This window comes from Rhodococcus pseudokoreensis (genome assembly GCF_017068395.1).
Lineage (GTDB): Bacteria > Actinomycetota > Actinomycetes > Mycobacteriales > Mycobacteriaceae > Rhodococcus_F > Rhodococcus_F pseudokoreensis.
Window position 1 is genome coordinate 5,287,696 of record NZ_CP070619.1, and the last position, 18,248, is coordinate 5,305,943.

The 18,248-nt window shown below is 67.7% G+C and carries 16 protein-coding genes and 1 pseudogene; 10 read left to right on the forward strand and 7 right to left on the reverse strand.

The features are described 5' to 3' along the window. The first annotated feature begins 56 nt into the window (after positions 1–56). The 6 genes and pseudogenes from JWS13_RS29305 to JWS13_RS29330 all read left to right on the forward strand — a co-directional run bounded on the left by JWS13_RS29305 (position 57) and on the right by JWS13_RS29330 (position 6,518). Positions 57–1,328, forward strand: a complete 1,272-nt coding sequence (locus tag JWS13_RS29305; protein ID WP_206008902.1) for a hypothetical protein — start codon at positions 57–59, stop codon at positions 1,326–1,328. Positions 1,329–1,424: 96 nt separating this feature from the next. Next, positions 1,425–2,775, forward strand: a pseudogene (locus JWS13_RS29310) (MFS transporter). 18 nt (positions 2,776–2,793) lie between these two features. Beyond that, the gene (locus JWS13_RS29315; protein WP_206008903.1) at positions 2,794–3,555 is read left to right on the forward strand and encodes an IclR family transcriptional regulator; all 762 of its coding nucleotides are present in this window, start codon (positions 2,794–2,796) and stop codon (positions 3,553–3,555) included. A 170-nt stretch (positions 3,556–3,725) separates the two neighbouring features. Further along, positions 3,726–5,459: a 4-oxocyclohex-2-ene-1-carboxylate 5-dehydrogenase gene (gene chcC2, locus JWS13_RS29320; protein ID WP_206008904.1), complete on the forward strand. Its 1,734-nt coding sequence runs from the start codon at positions 3,726–3,728 to the stop codon at positions 5,457–5,459. A 1-nt stretch (position 5,460) separates the two neighbouring features. Continuing rightward, positions 5,461–5,769 (forward strand): YciI family protein, encoded by a 309-nt coding sequence (locus JWS13_RS29325; protein WP_206008905.1) that lies wholly within the window; start codon positions 5,461–5,463, stop codon positions 5,767–5,769. Beyond that, positions 5,766–6,518 carry an SDR family NAD(P)-dependent oxidoreductase gene (locus tag JWS13_RS29330; protein ID WP_206008906.1) on the forward strand — a complete coding sequence of 251 codons (753 nt, stop codon included), beginning with the start codon at positions 5,766–5,768 and terminating at the stop codon, positions 6,516–6,518. Before JWS13_RS29325 ends, JWS13_RS29330 begins: the two co-directional genes overlap by 4 nt. Before the next feature lie 5 nt (positions 6,519–6,523). Here JWS13_RS29330 and JWS13_RS29335 read toward each other — a convergent pair whose 3' ends face one another. From JWS13_RS29335 to JWS13_RS29345, 3 genes are all read right to left on the reverse strand, one after another. Beyond that, complete coding sequence (locus JWS13_RS29335; protein WP_087559920.1) at positions 6,524–6,982, reverse strand: SRPBCC family protein; 459 nt, start codon at positions 6,980–6,982, stop codon at positions 6,524–6,526. 41 nt (positions 6,983–7,023) lie between these two features. Next, positions 7,024–8,415 carry an MFS transporter gene (locus JWS13_RS29340; RefSeq protein ID WP_206008907.1) on the reverse strand — a complete coding sequence of 464 codons (1,392 nt, stop codon included), beginning with the start codon at positions 8,413–8,415 and terminating at the stop codon, positions 7,024–7,026. 139 nt (positions 8,416–8,554) lie between these two features. Continuing rightward, positions 8,555–9,481, reverse strand: coding sequence for a LysR family transcriptional regulator (locus JWS13_RS29345; RefSeq protein WP_206008908.1), 927 nt, complete (start codon positions 9,479–9,481; stop codon positions 8,555–8,557). A gap of 122 nt (positions 9,482–9,603) precedes the next feature. Here JWS13_RS29345 and kdgD point away from each other — a divergent pair, with 122 nt between their 5' ends. The 4 genes from kdgD to JWS13_RS29365 all read left to right on the forward strand — a co-directional run bounded on the left by kdgD (position 9,604) and on the right by JWS13_RS29365 (position 14,056). Next, a complete protein-coding gene (kdgD, locus tag JWS13_RS29350; protein ID WP_206008909.1) occupies positions 9,604–10,518 on the forward strand; it encodes a 5-dehydro-4-deoxyglucarate dehydratase in 915 nt (304 codons plus the stop codon). 2 nt (positions 10,519–10,520) lie between these two features. Continuing rightward, on the forward strand, positions 10,521–12,125 hold the full coding sequence (locus tag JWS13_RS29355; protein ID WP_206008910.1) for an aldehyde dehydrogenase (NADP(+)): 1,605 nt from the start codon (positions 10,521–10,523) through the stop codon (positions 12,123–12,125). A 53-nt stretch (positions 12,126–12,178) separates the two neighbouring features. Further along, positions 12,179–13,387, forward strand: a complete 1,209-nt coding sequence (locus tag JWS13_RS29360) for an L-talarate/galactarate dehydratase (protein WP_206008911.1) — start codon at positions 12,179–12,181, stop codon at positions 13,385–13,387. Positions 13,388–13,576: 189 nt separating this feature from the next. Beyond that, on the forward strand, positions 13,577–14,056 hold the full coding sequence (locus tag JWS13_RS29365) for a hypothetical protein (RefSeq protein WP_206008912.1): 480 nt from the start codon (positions 13,577–13,579) through the stop codon (positions 14,054–14,056). A 25-nt stretch (positions 14,057–14,081) separates the two neighbouring features. Here JWS13_RS29365 and JWS13_RS29370 read toward each other — a convergent pair whose 3' ends face one another. The 4 genes from JWS13_RS29370 to JWS13_RS29385 form a co-directional block, all read right to left on the reverse strand. Beyond that, positions 14,082–14,990, reverse strand: coding sequence for a DUF389 domain-containing protein (locus JWS13_RS29370; RefSeq protein ID WP_241032381.1), 909 nt, complete (start codon positions 14,988–14,990; stop codon positions 14,082–14,084). Between the two features lie 212 nt (positions 14,991–15,202). Beyond that, positions 15,203–16,186, reverse strand: coding sequence for an NAD(P)H-dependent flavin oxidoreductase (locus JWS13_RS29375; RefSeq protein WP_206008914.1), 984 nt, complete (start codon positions 16,184–16,186; stop codon positions 15,203–15,205). Positions 16,187–16,271: 85 nt separating this feature from the next. Beyond that, positions 16,272–17,429: a thiolase family protein gene (locus tag JWS13_RS29380; RefSeq protein WP_206008915.1), complete on the reverse strand. Its 1,158-nt coding sequence runs from the start codon at positions 17,427–17,429 to the stop codon at positions 16,272–16,274. Between the two features lie 54 nt (positions 17,430–17,483). Next, on the reverse strand, positions 17,484–18,248 hold the full coding sequence (locus tag JWS13_RS29385; protein ID WP_206011779.1) for an SDR family NAD(P)-dependent oxidoreductase: 765 nt from the start codon (positions 18,246–18,248) through the stop codon (positions 17,484–17,486).

Consider the following 18,248-nt stretch of genomic DNA (forward strand, 5'->3'; position numbering starts at 1 on the left):
GGGGGAATCCAGGGAAAACCCTGACGCCATCACATATATGTTGTTAAATACCTGACATGCCCGGTGCTGTGCACTGCCAATCACCTCGGGTCCGCAACACGACGATCCGTGGGGTGCTCGTCGCGTTGCTCGGGGTCCTCGCGTTGACCGGTCCGGCGCCGAACGTCGCGCACGCCGCCGGCTACGCGGGCCTCCTCGACATCACGCCCGCGAACGCGGCGGCGGAGTCGATCGGCGGGCTCGACCCCCGGCTCCCCACCGACTCCGCCGTACTCGGTGCGGCGCTGGCCGCCGCCCGCGCCGACGGTGTCGCGCCGACCAGGTATTCCGCTCTGCTGCAGCAATATTGGCTGGCGCGAGGATCCGAGGCGTCCGGCATCGACCTCGCCGGATGGGATCCGAACGCCGGGCTGATCGCCAACGCGGAGGTGGTCGACCGGGTCTACGAGAACTACGGCCGGTATCAACTCCAACGAGCCGAGCTCTACTGGTCCGGTATGGCCGGGCTTGCGGGAGGCTCGTTCGCCGCCGGCTTCTGGGACCTCGACCTCGGCCGGACCGTGCTCGGAGTCGACGCCGTCCACACGCTCGGCAACACCGTCGCGTCCACGATCCGCGGACTGCCCGGCGAGGCGACGACGCTCCTGCCCCCGGACCCGAGAACTCTCGCCACCGTCGGTCCGGCGATGACGGCGGGCGACCTGGACTGGTATCAGAAGCGCCTGCTGATGATGCAGAAACACATCTACTTCGACATGGTGCCGATGCACGAGGCGTACCTGAACGACGGCAGGGGCGCCGTCGAGGAGATGGCCGCCGCGGGACTGCTCGACGAGAACGCCGAGATCGCCTGGGACGGCATCTTCTCCGGCACCCCGGCGGGATACGCGGACGCCTTGTTCCGGATGGCGTCGCGTGAGCAGAATCAGATCATCGCCGACCAGTGGGACGTCACGGCGGCGGCACGCGACGGTGTCGGCCGGGCGCTCACCTACGCCACCACCCTCGCGGCGCAACCCTCGGTCCCGGGCGCGCGGGCACCGGGACAGGTCGCGCCGATGTCGGTGACGGGCGACGTCAACGGCTCGGACTACCGGCTGCGGACACCCCTGCCCGGTTTCAACTGGGCCGACCGCGAACCGCGCTGGCAGTACATCGTCAGCGACATCGCGTCGTCCTACCAGCGGCTCGCCGAGGGTCGTCCGGGCGAATTGCGGGCCCTGCTCGCCATCCCGTTCCGCGACTTCGTCGAAAGCCAGCGGGTGCTGCGACGACTGCCCGACCTCGCCCGCGACATGAGCACCGGCTGGGAGCTGTCCCCGGCGTAGCGCCGGCTTTCCAATGGATGGATGTGACGTTGCGCACGCGGGGTCGTGGTTGGCACGTTGAGTCACACCACGCCAGGCCCGATCGCAGGAGAGTCGATGAACGTATCCGCCGTGACGCACGACAGCCCGACGTCCGAGATGCCCACAGTCACGAAGACGCCGAAGAAGGCGGCGCTTGCGTCGTTCCTCGGGAGCGCGCTCGAGTACTACGACTTCTTCATCTACGGGTCCGCCGCCGCCCTCGTCTTCGGGCACACGTTCTTCCCGGCCGGCAACGACGCGATCGGCACGGTCGCCGCGCTCGCGACGTTCGGCGTCGGCTACGTGGCCCGCCCGGTCGGCGGAATCGTGCTGGGCCACTTCGGGGACAAGCTGGGCCGCAAGAAGATTCTGCTGCTGACGCTGCTCATCATGGGACTGTCGAGTCTCGCGATCGGGTTCCTGCCCACCTACGAGCAGATCGGCATCGCCGCCCCGATCCTGCTCGTCCTGTGCCGCCTCGCGCAGGGGTTCTCCGCGGGCGGTGAGGCGGCCGGCGCCAGTACGCTCACGCTCGAACACTCACCCGAGGGGCGGCGGGCGTTCTTCACCAGTTTCACGATGACCGGCTACGCGGCCGGGATGGTGCTCGCGACCCTCGTCTTCATCCCGGTGGCCGCGCTGCCGAAGGAGCAACTCGACAGCTGGGGCTGGCGAATCCCGTTCTGGTGCAGCACCGTGATGCTCGTGGTCGCCTACTTCGTGCGCACCAAGCTCGACGAGACCCCGGTGTTCGAGGAGTCGCGCGAGCACGCGGAGGTGCAGAAACTGCCCGTCGTCACGGTCGTGACCACCCAGTGGCGGGACGTCCTGCGGATCGCCCTGTGCTCCCTGTTCGCGGTCGGGCAGACCGTGTTCACCGTCTTCGGGCTCGCCTACGCCACCGGACCCGACGTCGGCATCGACCGCACCACGATGCTGTGGGCGTCGTCGGCGTCGATCGCGGGTTCCATCGTCGCGATACCTCTGCTCGCCAAGCTGTCGGACCGCGTCGGACGCCGCCCCGTGTGGATCACCGGCACTCTCGGATGCGCCGTGACGATCTTCGGCTACTTCTGGGCCATCTCGGTCGGCTCCGTTCCGCTGATCTTCGTCGCCGCTCTGCTCACGATGACGCTGTTCTACTCGATGGTGAACGGCCTGTGGCCGAGCTTCTTCACCGAGATGTTCGCTGCGCCCGTGCGCTATTCCGGTTTCGCCGTCGGCACGCAGATCGGTTTCCTCATCGCCGGTTTCGCCCCGGGCGATCGGCTGGGCGCTGCTGGGCACCGGGGTGAACGCGTGGGTCCCGGTCGCGGTGTTCACGGCGCTGTGCATGCTGGTCTCGTCCGTCGCCGCCTTCACCGCCCGCGAGACGTACCGGGTGCCGCTGGCCGAACTCGGGCTACCGTCGACCTCGCGGGAGTAGCCGGAGGACAATAGGGCGATGTCACGGACACCGACAGGAGAATCGGTCACTGCCCGCGTCGTGAGGGTGTTGTCTTCCTTCGACGCGGACACACCGTCCCTGTCGGTGTCCGACATCGCGCGCCGATCCGACCTCCCCGTCGCGACGGCGCACCGCATCGTCGGCGAACTCGTGAAATTCCGCCTCCTCGAACGCAACGACACCCGGATCAGCATCGGGGTCCGGATGTGGGAGCTGGGGTCCCGCGGTTCGCACACGCTCAGCCTGCGCGAGGCCGCGATGCCGTTCATGGAAGACGTGAACGCCGCGATCAAACAACACACTCAGCTGGGCGTCCTCGACGGCAACGAGGTGCTGTTCGTCGAACGGCTCTCCACCCGCGGGTCCGTCGTCAACGTCACCAAGATCGCCGGACGGCTGCCGGTGCACGCCTGCTCGTCCGGCCTGGTCCTGATGGCGAACGCCTCCCGGGACGTGCAGGACGACTTGCTGTCGCAGCCGCTCGAACGGTACACCGACGCCACCGTCACCGATCCCGACCAGATGCGGCGTCTCCTCGCCGAGGTGCGGCACCAGCACTTCGCGGTGGCCGCCGGTCTCATCACCCCGGGCGCGACGGGAGTCGCTGTGCCCGTGCGGGACAGCGACGGTGGCAAGGTGATCGCCGCGCTGTCCGTCGTCATCCCGCACGATCAGGCGAACCCGCAGTCGGTGGTGGCGGCGCTGACGACGGCGTCGCGCGGCATCACCCGGGCGATGACGCGCGGATCGCGGCACTGACAGAAACCTTTCCATCCATTGGAGTCGGGCTGTGACCCGAGTCTCGGCTCGACCAGAGTGGGTGACACGAACACACCGTCACCGATCGCGCACTGTGGCTCGAAACATGCTGCACAGCATCGTCTTCGCGCACCACCATCGAGTGCCGACTCTCCAGGGAAGGTCCACACATGAGCTCGAAATCCGTCAAATGCGACCTGTTGGTCATCGGGTCCGGGGCCGCGGGCATGGCCGCCGCGCTCAAGGCCGCGAGCGAAGGCCACAGCGTCATTGTCGCCGAGAAGTCGCAGTGGCTGGGCGGCACCACCGCCATCTCGGGCGGCTGGGCGTGGGTGCCGGGCAACAAGCAGGGCGTCGCGCAGGGCGACACCCGTCACGAGATCGAAACCTACATCCGGGCACTCGCCAAGGACTGCTACAAGGCCGAGATGGTCGACACCTTCCTCGACGAGGTCCCCGAGGCGATCGACTGGCTCGAACGCGACACCGACGTCGAATTCGTCTATCCGGAAATGGCCCCGGACTACCAGATGGACGCCCCGGGCGCGAAGCCGTCGGGGCGCGCGATCTCCGGCAAGGTCGTCGACGCGCGCACCCTCGGCGAGAATCGGCTCCGGTTGCGCCCCTACCTCGACACGTACACCGTCTTCGGCTACATGCCCGAGGTCGGACCCGACATCGCGCAGTTCCTGCACGCCAACCAGTCGTTGAAATCGTTTGCCTACGTGTCGAAGAAGCTCCTCAAGACGTGGGTCGAGACGGTGCTCTGCCGCCGGTCGTTCGACCGAACCAACGGCAATTCGCTGATGGTGCGGATGGTGTCGTCCGCCGCGAAGCTCGGCATTCGGATGTGGACCGAGACACCCGTCACGAAGATCCTGCAATCGGAGAGCGGGGTGGTCACCGGCGCCGTGCTCGGGGGCGTGCACGCGGGAACGGTGGAGGCGCGGCTCGGTGTCGTCATCGCGGCAGGCGGCTACTCCTCGGACGCGGCCCTGCGCGCCGAGTACTGGGGTCATGATCCGCACGGCGACAACCACTTCACGCCGACGGTCGGGCACGACGGTGACAATGTGCGGCTGGCCGCACCGCTCGGCGGGCACGTCGACACCGACGTCCACGAGCCGGCCGCCTGGGCGCCGGTCACGGTGTTCACCGGTCTGCGCGGACAGCAGCGGATCTTCCCGCACCTGCGGGCGTTCGGGCTCCCGGGACTGATCGCCGTGAACCGCAAGGGTGAACGTTTCGCCAACGAGTCGAGTTCGTACCACGACTTCGGGATGGCGATGATTCAGGAGAACGCCGGTCAGGACGAGACGTTCGGCTACATCATCGCCGACTCGAAAGCCATGAACAAGTACGGAATCGGCTACGCGAAGCCGTGGCCGATCCCGCAGGGTTATTTCAAGAAGACCGGATTCCTCCACAAGGCCGACACGGTCGAGGAACTCGCCCGCAAGATCGGTGTCGACGCCGCCGGGCTGAAGAAGACCCTGTCCGAGTTCAACTCGGGCGCCGCCAAGGGGGAGGACCCGAAGTTCAATCGCGGATCCAACTGGTTCCACCACTTCAAGGGCGACATGGAGCACCAGCCCAACCCGAACCTCGAGCCGCTGGACAAGGGGCCGTACTACGCGGCGAAGATCGAGATGGGCGACCTCGGCGCCTACTCCGGCCTCGCCGTCGACCGGCACAGCCAGGTCCTCGACGACGACAACCAGCCGATCCCCGGTCTGTTCGCGGCCGGTTCCGCGGCCGTCAGCATCTTCGGCGGCGGCTACCCGGGCTACGGCGCCAACATCGGGCCCGCGCTCGTCTTCGGATACACCATCGGCCGGGACGCCGAGATCCTCGCGTCGCTGCGCAGCGAATCCGCCACACCGACTGTCCTGGAAGAGGTCTGACGTGCCGTTCTACCTCGTCCGCTACACATACAGCGGCGACACCGCCGGCCGGGACACACACCGTCCCGAACACAAGAGTCACCTGCAGGCCGCCGCCGACCGCGGACTGATCCTCGGGTCCGGACCGTTCGCGGCGGGAGAAGATCCCGGTGCCGCGATGGTCTACGAGGCCGCGGACCGGCAGGACGTCGTCGACGTGGTCGAGGGCGACCCGTTCACAAAGCATGGGCACGTCGCGTCGTACGACATCACCGAATGGATTCCGATGATCGGCCCGTGGGCCGTCGCAGCAGTGGGAGGCAGGTCATGACAGGTCGAGTGGCAGGGAAGGTCGCCGTCGTCACCGGGGCGAACGGCGATCTGGGCGGCGCGACCGCCCGGAAGCTCGCCAAGGAGGGCGCGCGGGTCGCCGCGCTCGACCTGAAACTCCCCGATGCACCCTGGGATTCGGAGGCGATCACGCCGTTCGCCGTCGACGTCACCGAAGAGACCAGCGTCGCCGACGCCGTCGCGGCGATCGTCGAGACCGTCGGCGTCCCCGACGTTCTCGTCAACTGCGCCGGCATCATCGGCAGGCCCGCACCGTCACACGAGGCGTCGGTCGCCGAGTTCGACCAGATCTTCGACGTCAACGTCAAGGGTGTCTGGATGATGACCAAACACGTGGTGCCCCACATGATCGGCCGGAAGAAGGGCAGCATCGTGAACTTCTCGTCGATCCACGGGCTGACCGGAGGCTCCAACGTCCCGCTGTATCACGCGTCGAAGGGCGCGGTGCGGCTGCTGAGCAAATCCGACGCCGTCACCTACGGGCCGGACGGGATTCGCGTCAACTCGATCCACCCCGGGTCGATGCGAACGGCGATGAGCCGGCGGTCGGCGGAGGGCAGCGCGCTCGGGCCGGAGGAGTACTACCGCCAACTCGTCTCGGGCAACCCCCTTCCGCGGCAGGGCGAACCGGACGAGATCGCGTACGGGGTGCTCTACCTCGCCTCGGACGAGTCCGGCTTCACCACCGGCACCGAACTCGTCGTCGACGGTGGTTACACGGCGCACTGACGCCGTCAGCCGAAGTGCCGCGCCAGACGCCGGTGCCGGTGCCCGAAGAACGCGCCCAGAACGCGGGCGAGCACCGGCGTCAGCGGCACCAGCGGAAGCCTCGGCTCGAACGTGATCCGGTCGTGGACGCCGGTGCTGCCGTCGTCGAACGGCCGGAGCGTGCGTTCGTGCTCCCACCGGCGCATGCTGAGCATCGTCGACTTCTCGTGGAACCGCAGACCCGGTTCCAGCTCCGCGATGGTCAGATCGTCGTAATCGAACGGGACCAGCCCGAACAGTCGCAGCCACGCCCGCCCGAGCGGTTCACCGACCGCGACCGAGTCGATGCTGATCGACTCCTGACCACGCGGGATGCTCATCGTCATCCACGGACGCATCTCGTCGTTGATCCCCTCCGGGTCGACGACCCTCGCCCACACCTGCCCGATCGGCGCGCCGACGACCGAGCTGCGTTCGATGATCACCGTCCCATCATCGTCGCGTCGCGCGACGGGGTGCAACGGGGTCAGTGCTGACGCTGGGCGCGCTTGCGGTCGGCGCGGGCCTGCATTTCGGCGAGGTCGAGGCGCTTGATCGGGCCGACGACGAAGATGTACGAGACGACGGTCAGCAGTGCGCACACACCCACGTAGACGAGGGCGAGTTCGAAGGAGCCGTAGCTGTCGACGATGTAGCCGATGACGATCGGTGTGGTGATGCTGGCGACCGATCCGAAGGTGTTGAAGACGCCGCCGCCGAGGCCGGAGATTTCCTTCGGCGAGATGTCGGCCATGACGGCCCAGCCGAGCGCGCCGAGACCCTTGCCGAAGAAGGACACGCACATCAGGACGACGACGAGCCAGGAGGCGTCGACGAAGTTGCAGCCGATGATCGCGGTGGCGAGTAGCAGACCGGTGATGATCGGGGTTTTGCGAGCCCTGGTCAGGGACCAGCCGAGGCGCAGCAGCGCATCGGAGATCAGGCCACCGCTGATGCCGCCGACGAAACCGCAGATCGCGGGGAGGACGGCGATGAAGCCCGCCTCGAGGATGCTCATGCCTCGTTCCTGGACGAGGTAGACCGGGAACCAGGTGAGGAAGAACCAGGTGATGGTGGTGATGAAGAACTGGCCGACGAACACGCCGAGCGTCATCCGGTTGGTCAGCAGGAGTTTCATATAGCGAAGCTGATCGGATCCGGCCTGCTGCTTCTGGCCCGGCTGGTCCATGTCGACCAGCGCGCCACCGGCTTCGATGTACTCGAATTCGGGCTGCTTCAGGCGCGGGTGCCTGCGGGGGCTGTAGACGACCTTCGTCCAGATCAATCCGAGGGCGATGCCGATGCCGCCGATGACGGTGAAGACGTGCTCCCAGCCCATGGCGGTGACGAGCCACCCCATGATCGGGGCGAAGACGACGGTCGAGAAGTACTGCGCGGAGTTGAAGATCGAGGCGGCGGTGCCGCGCTCCTTGGCCGGGAACCAGGCGGAGACGATCTTGGAATTGCCGGGGAAGGCAGGGGATTCGGTGAGTCCGACGAGGAAGCGGAGGCCGACCAGCAGACCCACCGCGGTGCCCATGCTGAAGCTGCCCAGGAATCCTTGCAGGACGGTGAAGGTCGACCAGGTCACGATCGCCCAGCCGTACACCTTCTTCGCGCCGTAGCGGTCGAGAAGCCAGCCGCCCGGAATCTGCCCGATCAGGTACGCCCACCCGAAGGCGGAGAAGATGTACCCGAGGGTGACCGAGCTGATACCGAATTCGTCCTGGATCGAGTCGCCGGCAATCGAGATGGTCGCGCGGTCCGCGTAGTTGATCACGGTCACCGCGAAGATCATCGCCAGGATCGTGTATCGGACCTTGCCGATCTTCAAGGTCGAGGCGATGGTCGACTGTTCGACCGATCGACTGAGAGTCATGACTGAGGGCTCCTTCGGAGGGGCGTGAAGAATGGTGCCGGCGAATCGACCGTGTCGTGAGTCACATCCGCGAATGAACCGAATGTACAGACGCCGACGTATGCGCGTCCAAGCCCGAAATCGCATCAAGTCATCCAAGTTAGGTATCAGACTCGGCGCCTCGTGGCGCCGGGTCCACGGGCGTCTCGGCAACCAACTTCGCGAGCAGGCGCGCCAGGGCCGGATTCTCGTTGTCGATCCGCCACACCAGGTCCAACTCCACCTGGGCCGGGCGTGGGGTGGTCAACGGCCGGTACGTGACACCGTCGAAGTGCATCTTGCTCGCCGATTCCGGCACGAGGGCGAGACCCCAGCCGAGGTTGACCAGGGCGAGCATGCTGTGGAACTGGTGCATGTACTGGACGACGACGGGGGCAACCGAGGCCTCGTGGAACACCGAGGACAGCAGTTCGAAGAAGTACCGCGACTCGATGGGCGTGTACATCACGACGTCGACCCCGTGCAGGTCGGTGACGTCGACGGGCCTGGTCAGGGCGGCCAACTCGTGCTCGATGGGAATGGCGACGACGAGCGGTTCACGCAGCAGCGGGTGTGAGGCCAGGTCGGGCCGCGTCACCGGTGGACGGACCAGGCCGAGGTCCAGCGAGCCCTCCGACAGCGCCTCGAGCTGATCCATGGTCACCAACTCCCGCAGTTCGACCTCGACGTCCTCGATGGTCGCCTGGGCGGAAGTCAGCACGGTCTCGAGGCCCGAGTAGACGCTGCCGCCCGTGAATCCGACCCGCAGAATGCCCGTCCGGCCCTGGGACGTCTTGCGCACCGACAGCGCGACGCGCTCGGACTGCTGCAGCAGCCTGCGAGCATCGGCCAGGAACGCCTTGCCCGCCGGAGTGAGTTTGACCGCCCGGCTCGAGCGGTCGAAGAGCAGGACGTCGAGGTCCTTCTCGAGGAGCTGGATCTGCCGGCTCAGCGGTGGCTGTGTCATGCGCAGCCGATTCGCGGCCCGCCCGAAGTGCATTTCCTCGGCGACGGCCACGAATTGCGTCAGCTGATTGAGAGAAAACATCCGATACCTTTCCTGTATCAAATGATTCTAAAGAAGTGTTGGACTTGAATAGTACCTAGTTCCTAGCCTTGTGGATCAGTGCACACGAAGCGCACGATTGTCGATGAGGAGACCCACACGCCATGACCACCGCCTCGCCCCAGGAGATCGCACGCAAGCTCGGCTCCGGTCTGTTGTCGTTCCCGGTCACGCACCTACACGAGGACGGATCGTTCGACGAGGCGGCCTACCGCGAGAACATCGGCTGGCTCAGCCAGTTCGACGCGTCGGGACTGTTCGCGGCCGGCGGCACCGGCGAGTTCTTCTCCCTCACCCCGGCCGAGGTCGAGCAGGTCGTCACCGCCGCGGTCCGGGAGGCTCCCGAAGGTCTGCCGGTGATCGCCCCCGCCGGCTACGGCACCGCGACCGCGGTCGAGATGGCCCGGTCCGCCGAACGTGCAGGCGCGCACGGAATCCTGTTGCTTCCGCCCTACCTGACCGAGGCCAGCCAGGACGGTTTGGTCGCGCACGTCAAGCAGGTCTGCGCCGCCACCGATCTCGGTGTCACCATCTACTCCCGCGCCAACGCCGTCTACACCGAGGCGGCCGTCGCCGAACTCGTCGACAGCTGCCCGAACCTGGTGGGATTCAAGGACGGGGTCGGCAACATCGAGCAGATGACCCGCATCTACGCCGGCATCGGCGACCGCCTCACCTACGTCGGCGGGTTGCCGACCGCGGAGATGTTCGCTCTGCCGTATCTGGCACTCGGTGTGACGACGTATTCGTCGGCGATCTACAACTTCGTCCCGCAATTCGCACTCGACTTCTACAACGCCCTCCGCAGCGGGGACAACGCGTTCGTCATCAACGCCCTCAACGAGTTCGTGATCCCGTACTGCAACCTGCGCAACAAGAAGCAGGGATACGCCGTCAGCATCATCAAGGCAGGCATGAAGGTCATCGGTCGGCCTGCCGGCCCCGTCCGCAGCCCGCTCACCGACCTCGATGACGTCGAACTCGCCGAACTCGCCGACCTGATCAAGAAGGTGAGCTGATCGTGACCGCCTCGCACACAATCGAACTCACCGGTACCTCGCTCATCGGTGCGGACGACATTCCCGGCACCCGGTCCCCGTTCCAGGCCACCGACCCGGCCACGGGCGCCGCACTCGGGCCGATCTACCACGAGGCCGACGAGGCGGCTGTCGCGAGGGCGGCCGAACTCGCCTGGGAGGCCTTCGGCAGCTACCGGCACACCAGCTTCGAGCAGCGGGCCGCGTTCCTCGACACGATCGCAGCCGAACTCGACGACCTGGGTTCGGCGCTGATCGACCGGGTTCACGCCGAAACCGGTATCCCCACCGCGCGGGTGCAAGGTGAACTCGCCCGCACCACCGGCCAGCTTCGACTGTTCGCCGCGGTGGTCCGGGAGGGCAGCTGGACCGGCGCCCGCCTCGACACCCCGAACCCCGACCGCACGCCGTTGCCGAAGCCGGACCTGCGTCAGCGCAAGGTGCCGCTCGGCCCGGTCGCCGTGTTCGCCGCCAGCAACTTCCCGCTCGCATTCTCGGTCGCCGGCGGCGACACCGCCTCCGCGCTCGCCGCCGGGGCACCGGTGATCGTGAAGGCGCATTCGGCGCACCCCGGCACGTCGGAACTGGTCGGCCGGGCGATCCGCAACGCGGTTCGCGCTCACAACCTGCCCGAGGGCACCTTCTCCCTCGTGTTCGGCTCGGGTCAGACCGTCGGCATCGCACTCGTCACCGACCCGCGCATCCGCGCAGTCGGATTCACCGGGTCCCAGCAGGCCGGGATCGCCCTCACCGCAGCCGCGGCGGCGCGTCCGGTGCCCATCCCGGTGTACGCCGAGATGTCCAGCATCAACCCGGTCTTCGTCCTGCCCGGTGCCCTCGCCGACCGGGCCGAAGAACTCGGCTCGGAGTTCATCGCGTCGATGACGACCGGCGTCGGTCAGCTCTGCACCAGCCCCGGCCTCGTCTTCCTCGTCGATGCTCCCGGCGCTGACCAGTTCGTCCGGGCGGCCGCCGACGCCGTGCGCGCTGCCAGCCCGGCACCGATGCTCTACCCCGGAATCGCGACGTCGTTCGCCGACGGCGCCCGCCGACTGACGGCGAACGAGAACATCGACACAGTCGCTGTCGCCGACACCGCTCCCGCTCAGGCCGGGTGCTCCGGGGTGCCGCACCTGTTCGTCACCACCGGCGAGCAATTCCTCGACGACCATCAGCTCCAGGACGAGGTCTTCGGCCCGGCTTCGGTGATCGTCCGAGTCGCCGACGTGGCACAACTGACCGCGATCATCGACCGCCTGGAGGGGCAGCTGACCGCCACGATCCAGGCCGCCCCGACCGATCACGCGCACGCGCGCGCCCTCGTCGACCGGCTCGAACTCATCGCAGGCCGGGTGCTGTTCAACGGGTGGCCCACCGGGGTCGAGGTCGGCCACGCCATCGTGCACGGCGGGCCGTTCCCCGCCACCACCGCGCCGTCGACGACGTCCGTCGGTAGCCGTGCCATCGAACGCTTCCTGCGCCCGGTCGCCTACCAGAACGTTCCCGAGGAACTCCTCGCCGACGAACTGCGCACCGACAACCCACTCGGCATCTGGCGGCGCATCGACGGCGCCGTGACGCAGAGCTGACCGAACGCTCCCCAACCCCGGCAACGACGCCACCCCTTGAAGGAGAATCACCGATGTCCACCAATTCCCTCGCGAGCCGCCCGACCAGCGCGCTGGCAGCACCCGACGCCGCGATCAAGGCACTGGCGGCCGGTGCGGCCACGCTCGACCGCATCGAGTCGGTGAAGCTGTCCTCGATCACCCTGCCGTTGAAGAACCCCATCAGCGACGCCAAGGTGCTCACCGGCCGGCAGAAGCCGATGACCGAGGTCGCGTTCCTGTTTGCCGAGATCCGCACCGAGCAGGGCCACGAGGGCATCGGATTCAGCTACTCCAAACGAGCAGGCGGCCCCGCCCAGTTCGCCCACGCGCAGGAGATCGCGCCGGTCCTGATCGGTGAGGACCCCAACGACATCGCCAAGATCTGGACCAAACTGGTCTGGGCCGGAGCGTCCGTCGGTCGCAGCGGCGTCGCCACCCAGGCCATCGCCGCCGTCGACATCGCACTGTGGGACCTCAAGGCCAAGCGCGCCGGTCTGCCGATCGCCAAACTGCTCGGCTCCCATCGTGATTCGGTGCAGACCTACAACACGTCCGGTGGTTTCCTCCACACCCCGATCGAGCAGGTCCTCGAGAACGCCTCGGCGTCGCTGGCCAGCGGCATCGGCGGCATCAAGATCAAGGTCGGCCAGCCCGACTGGAAGCAGGACATCGCCCGGCTGGAGAAGGTCCGCGAGCACCTCGGCGACGAGGTCCCGCTGATGGTGGACGCGAACCAGCAGTGGGACCGCCCCACCGCGATGCGGATGGGTCGAATCTTCGACAAGTTCAACCTGATCTGGATCGAGGAACCCCTCGACGCCTACGACGCCGAAGGCCATGCGCACCTCGCACGCAGCCTCGACACGTCCATCGCCACCGGTGAGATGCTCGCCAGCGTCGGCGAGCACGTGCGCCTGATCGAGGCCGGTGCGGTCGACATCATCCAGCCCGACGCACCGCGCATCGGTGGCATCACCCAGTTCCTGAAGTTGGCCACCCTCGCCGAGCAGAAGCATTTGCAGCTCGCGCCGCACTTCGCGATGGAGATCCACCTGCACCTCGCCGCGGTCTACCCCTACGAGCCGTGGGTCGAGCACTTCGACTGGCTCGATCCGCTGTTCAACGAACACCTCGAGATCCGTGACGGCCGCATGCACCTGTCCGACCGTCCCGGCCTCGGCTTCACCCTCAGCGACCAGGCCCGCGCCTGGACCGTGGGAACCGCCGAATTCGGCAAGTAAGCCCGAACCCGCCGGGCGGCGAAGTGAACCATCTTTCCTTCGCCGTCCGGCGTCGCAACGGGGGTGACGTGCGACGAGATCGGTAGCGCCCGCATCCGATCAGCCGATCTCGCGCACGTCACCTCTTCCATAGACCGACGCTGCGCGTACTGCCTCGATGTCGAATCGCCGGACGTTCAGGAGCTGGACATGCTCGACAGCACAGTGCCCGAAAACCTCACCCAGGCAATCCCTGCACACGACATCGCCGACCACCTGGATTTCGTCGGCGTCGGCCGAGACGCGGGCGTCCTCGTGCTCGTTTCGGACCGCCACACCCGCGAAATCACCATCGACTCCGTCAACGCCGCCGGCTACACGGTCTTCGTCCCTGCCGCCACAGCGGCCCCGGTCGGCTTCGCTGCTCTGGTCGCGGCGGTCCGCACTGCCGCGATCGTCACCGACACCGCCCTCGATTCGCCCGTCCGGTCAACGCTGCTCGTCGCGACGTCGGTTGCGGCAGAAACGGATCCCCATGCCGCCTCCGCCGACAGCGGGTGGGGAATCGATACGCACCGGCGCTGGATCCTGCACCCGATCCCTGATCACAACTCGTTCGTGTGGTCTCGCTCTCCCGCTCAGCGGCACCTCGACCCCGGCATCGAGTTCCGTAACCTGCGGTGGATGTGACCCTCCAGCCGCGGAGGCGAGGTCGCTATTCGGCGGAGATCCGCGCACCCACGGTGTGGACGACGAGCAGGCGGGGGTGCCAGGGCACGAGGGCGTCGACGGAGTTCTCGAGTGCGCTGATCGGGGGCAGTTCGGCCGGGCCGAGGACGGAGACGGACGCGGTATGACCCTGCCAGGACACGTCGGTCACCTGGGCGCCGGGTACGTCCTCGAGCCATTGCTGCGCCGCTGTCGTGATCTGCCCGGCCCACACCGACGCCAGTGAGTTGACGACCATCGGGATGGCCACGGCCACCAAGGCCGCCGCGAGTACCGTGTACGCCCTGACCCGACTGCTGCCGGCCGTCGACTCGGCCTCGGCCGCGTACCCCGCGGCGACGAACACGACGCTGGCGGTGATGATCATCGCCAGGACGTTCGACGCGAACAGCACCGCAGCGCCTGCCGCGAGGGCCGGTGCACCGGAGCCCAGACAGACCCCGACCACCGCCAGCGGCGGGACCAGGGAGATCGCAATGGCGACGCCGGGCAGTACGTCGCCGACGTCCCGGCGTGCCGCAGCGATGGCGCCGACGAGTCCCGTGGCGAGTGCGGCCGTCAGGTCCATCAGTGTCGGTGACGTCCGCCCGAGCACCTGCGAGTTCGTGAGCACGTCGGTGGTGTTGGGCACCAGCTGGACGATCCCGGCCCCGAGGACGACGACGAGTACCGCGCCGAGCGCCACCACGAGGAGACTTTTCCCGATCAGCGAGGCCCGCCCGGTGGTGATGCCCAGCCCGACACCGAGGATCGGTGTCGACAGCGGCGCGACGATCATGGCACCGATGACCGTGGCGGTCGAGTCCGCGACGACGCCGGACACCGCGATGAGCGCAGACAGGGTCAACATCACCCAGAACGCGGACCGCTTCGCCTCGCGGTCACCCGTGAACATGTTGAAACGCTCATCGAGCTCAGCCGACGTTCGCCGTTGCGTATCCGGAACCAACATCGCGAATCCACTCCTGTCCGGAGCCGCCGTGCGACGGCAGGCACGTGTGTTCGCCCGTCTTCGATACTGCCGGTTACCGACCGTCCGTGGCCTCACCCGGCGCGGATGAACCGGCCGACGGCGAGAAGCCCGGTGATGGTGGCACCGGCGGGACTTCACATGCGGCGCAGGCGTTGGTGCGCGTCGGTGTATTCGCGATCGAGGCGTTCGACGATCTGCGCTGCGGGGACGATTGCGTCGACGGCGCCGATGCCCTGTCCGGCGCCCCAGATGTCGCGCCAGGGCTTGGCTTCCGTTTTCGTGCTCGTGTCGGCGTCTTCGCCGACGCCGAAGTCCATGGCGGTCGGGTCGGAGACGGCGAGGTTGTTGGGGTCGAGTCCGGCGGCTTCGATGCTGCCGCGCAGGTAGTTGCCGTGTACTCCGGTGAAGAGGTTGGAGTACACGATGTCGGATGCGGTGGAGTCGACGGTCATCTGCTTGTAGCGCTGGTCGGCGGTGGCTTCTTCGGTGGCGATGAACGCGGAGCCGATGTAGGCGAGGTCGGCGCCTGCGGCCTGGGCGGCGAGGACGGAGCGGCCGTGGGCGATGGAGCCGGACAGCAGGACCGGTCCGTCGAACCATTCGCGGATTTCCTGGAGGAGGGCGAAGGGGGAGAGGGTGCCTGCGTGTCCGCCGGCGCCTGCGGCGACGGCGATGAGTCCGTCGGCGCCCTTCTCGACGGCCTTTTTGGCGAACTTGTTGTTGATGACGTCGTGGAGGACGATGCCGCCGTAGCTGTGGACGGCGTCGTTGACGTCGCTGCGGGCGCCGAGGGAGGTGATGACGATGGGGACCTGGAATTCGACGATGGTGGCGAGGTCTTCGTCGAGGCGGTCGTTGCTCTTGTGGACGATGAGGTTGACGGCGTAGGGGGCGGAGGGTGTTTCGGGGTTGTTGGCGTCGTGTTTGGCGAGTTCTTCGGTGATGCGGGTGAGCCATTCGCGCAGCACGGGTTGGGGGCGGGCGTTGAGGGAGGGGAAGGATCCGACGACGCCGGAGGTGGATTGGGCGATGACCAGGTCGGGGCCGGAGACGATGAACATCGGCGATGCCACGACGGGCAGGCGGAGCCGGTCTTGCAGGATCGGGGGCAAGGTCACAGGGAATTCTCCTCGAGTGTCGGGAAACGCGGGGCGACGCCGTGCCATCGAGGACGGCGCCGCCCCGGATGCGGTGCGTTGCCGGTTACGCCGGGAGAGATTCGAAGATGGTGGCATTGGCCATGCCACCGGCCTCGCACATGGTTTGCAACCCGTATCGCAGGCCCTCGGTGTGCAGGTGGTGCACGAGAGTGGTGGCAAGCCGGGCACCGGAACCGCCGAGGGGATGCCCGAGGGCGATGGCGCCGCCGAGGGGGTTGACCCGTTCGCGGCGGGCGCCGGTCGCGGCGAGCCAGGCCTCGACCACGCTGGCGAAGGCCTCGTTGACCTCGAACGCGTCGATGTCGTCGAGATCCAGTCCGGCCATCTCCAGCACCTTCCGCGTTGCCGGGATGGGTCCGGCCAGCATGGCGATCGGGTCGTCGCCGACGGCGGTGGCGGTGTGTACGCGGGCCAGGGGAGTCAAGCCGAGTTGTCGTGCTCGCTCACTGGTGGTGACCAGCAGTGCCGCGGCGCCGTCGGAGATCTGGGAAGCGTTGCCTGCGGTGATGCGGCCGTCGGCGGCGAAGGCGGGTGAGAGGGAGCCGAGTGCGTCGAGGGTGGAGTCCCGCCGGATGCCCTCGTCGACCGTGAGGGTGGTGCCGTCGGGCAGCCCGACCGGGGTGATCTGTTTGACGAATCGGCCGTCGTCGACGGCCTGTCCTGCGCGACGGTGTGATTCGAGGCTGTACTCGTCGAGTCGCGCGCGGCTGAGGTCGTACCGTTTCGCCAGGATTTCGGCGCCCGTGCCCTGATTGAAATCGACGTTGTCGTAGCGACGGGACACCGCGGGGCCGAACGGGACGCCCGGTCCGGCCTTCCGGGCCGAGCCCATCGGCACCCGGGACATCGATTCGACGCCGCCTGCGACGACCACGTCGGCGTGGCCCGCGATGACCGAGGCGGCCGCGAAGTGGATCGCCTGCTGGCTCGAGCCGCACTGACGGTCGACGGTGGTGCCAGGAACCTGTTCCGGCCAGCCGGCGGCGAGGACCGCGCTGCGGGCGATGTTCGCCGATTGTTCCCCGACCTGGCCCACACATCCCCACACGACGTCGTCGACGGCAGCGACGTCGAGTCCGGTGCGTTCGGCCAGCGCGGTGAGCACCATCGCGGACAGGTCCACGGGATGGATGTCCTTCAAGGCGCCGTTGCGGCGTCCGACGGGTGTGCGTACGGCTTCGACGATGACTGCGTCACGCATGACAGTTGCCCTTACTGGATGGTCGGTGGGTGGTCGGGCTCGCCGGACCGGTGTTCATCGCGGAGCCATTCGGATGGCGCCGTCGAGGCGAATGGTTTCTCCGTTGAGCATGCCGTTTTCGACGATGTGCGCGGCCAGGGCGGCGAACTCGGAGGGGTCGCCCAGCCTGCGCGGATGCGGCACCGAGGCCGCGAGCGACGCCCGGACATCGTCGCGTGCCCTCGCCAGCAGGGGAGTGTCGAACGTGCCGGGGGCGATGGTGCAGACCCGAATTCCCACGCCGGCGAGGTCCCGTGCCGCGGGCAACGTCATCCCCACGACGGCGGCCTTGGCTGCGGCGTAGTTGATCTGGCCGATCTGTCCCTCGAACGCGGCGACGGATGCGGTGAGTACGCACACGCCGCGGTCACCGTCGAGAGGCTCGTTGCCTGCCATGGCCTGGGCGGCGAACCGCAGTACGTTGAAACTGCCGATCACGTTCAGCCGGATCACCGATTCGAACGGCTCGAGCTCGGCGGCCGTGCCCGACTTGTCCAGCACCCGCATGGGACGGCCACGTCCGGCGCAGTGGACGACGGCCCGCAACGGTCCCTGCTCGGTGGCGGCGGCGAAGGCCGCGGACACGTTGTCGGCGTCTGCGACATCTGCCGCGACGAATCGGGCACCGGGGCCGAGTTCTTCGGCGCGGGCCGCACCGTCCGAGGTGGGCAGATCGACCAGTGTGACGGTGGCGCCGCCGTCGATCAGGCGGGTGGCGGTGGCCAGTCCGAGACCGGAGGCTCCGCCGGTGACGACGGCATTGATTCCCTTGATGTCCAC

Bases quoted from the DNA above. Each gene is read 5' to 3' on its own strand.
- chcC2 (WP_206008904.1), top strand. From the start codon at position 3,726: ATGAGCTCGAAATCCGTCAAATGCGACCTGTTGGTCATCGGGTCCGGG.
- JWS13_RS29330 (WP_206008906.1), top strand. From the start codon at position 5,766: ATGACAGGTCGAGTGGCAGGGAAGGTCGCCGTCGTCACCGGGGCGAAC.
- JWS13_RS29305 (WP_206008902.1), top strand. From the start codon at position 57: ATGCCCGGTGCTGTGCACTGCCAATCACCTCGGGTCCGCAACACGACG.
- kdgD (WP_206008909.1), top strand. From the start codon at position 9,604: ATGACCACCGCCTCGCCCCAGGAGATCGCACGCAAGCTCGGCTCCGGT.
- JWS13_RS29345 (WP_206008908.1), bottom strand. From the start codon at position 9,481: ATGTTTTCTCTCAATCAGCTGACGCAATTCGTGGCCGTCGCCGAGGAA.
- JWS13_RS29315 (WP_206008903.1), top strand. From the start codon at position 2,794: ATGTCACGGACACCGACAGGAGAATCGGTCACTGCCCGCGTCGTGAGG.
- JWS13_RS29340 (WP_206008907.1), bottom strand. From the start codon at position 8,415: ATGACTCTCAGTCGATCGGTCGAACAGTCGACCATCGCCTCGACCTTG.
- JWS13_RS29380 (WP_206008915.1), bottom strand. From the start codon at position 17,429: ATGCGTGACGCAGTCATCGTCGAAGCCGTACGCACACCCGTCGGACGC.
- JWS13_RS29360 (WP_206008911.1), top strand. From the start codon at position 12,179: ATGTCCACCAATTCCCTCGCGAGCCGCCCGACCAGCGCGCTGGCAGCA.
- JWS13_RS29370 (WP_241032381.1), bottom strand. From the start codon at position 14,990: ATGTTCACGGGTGACCGCGAGGCGAAGCGGTCCGCGTTCTGGGTGATG.
- JWS13_RS29365 (WP_206008912.1), top strand. From the start codon at position 13,577: ATGCTCGACAGCACAGTGCCCGAAAACCTCACCCAGGCAATCCCTGCA.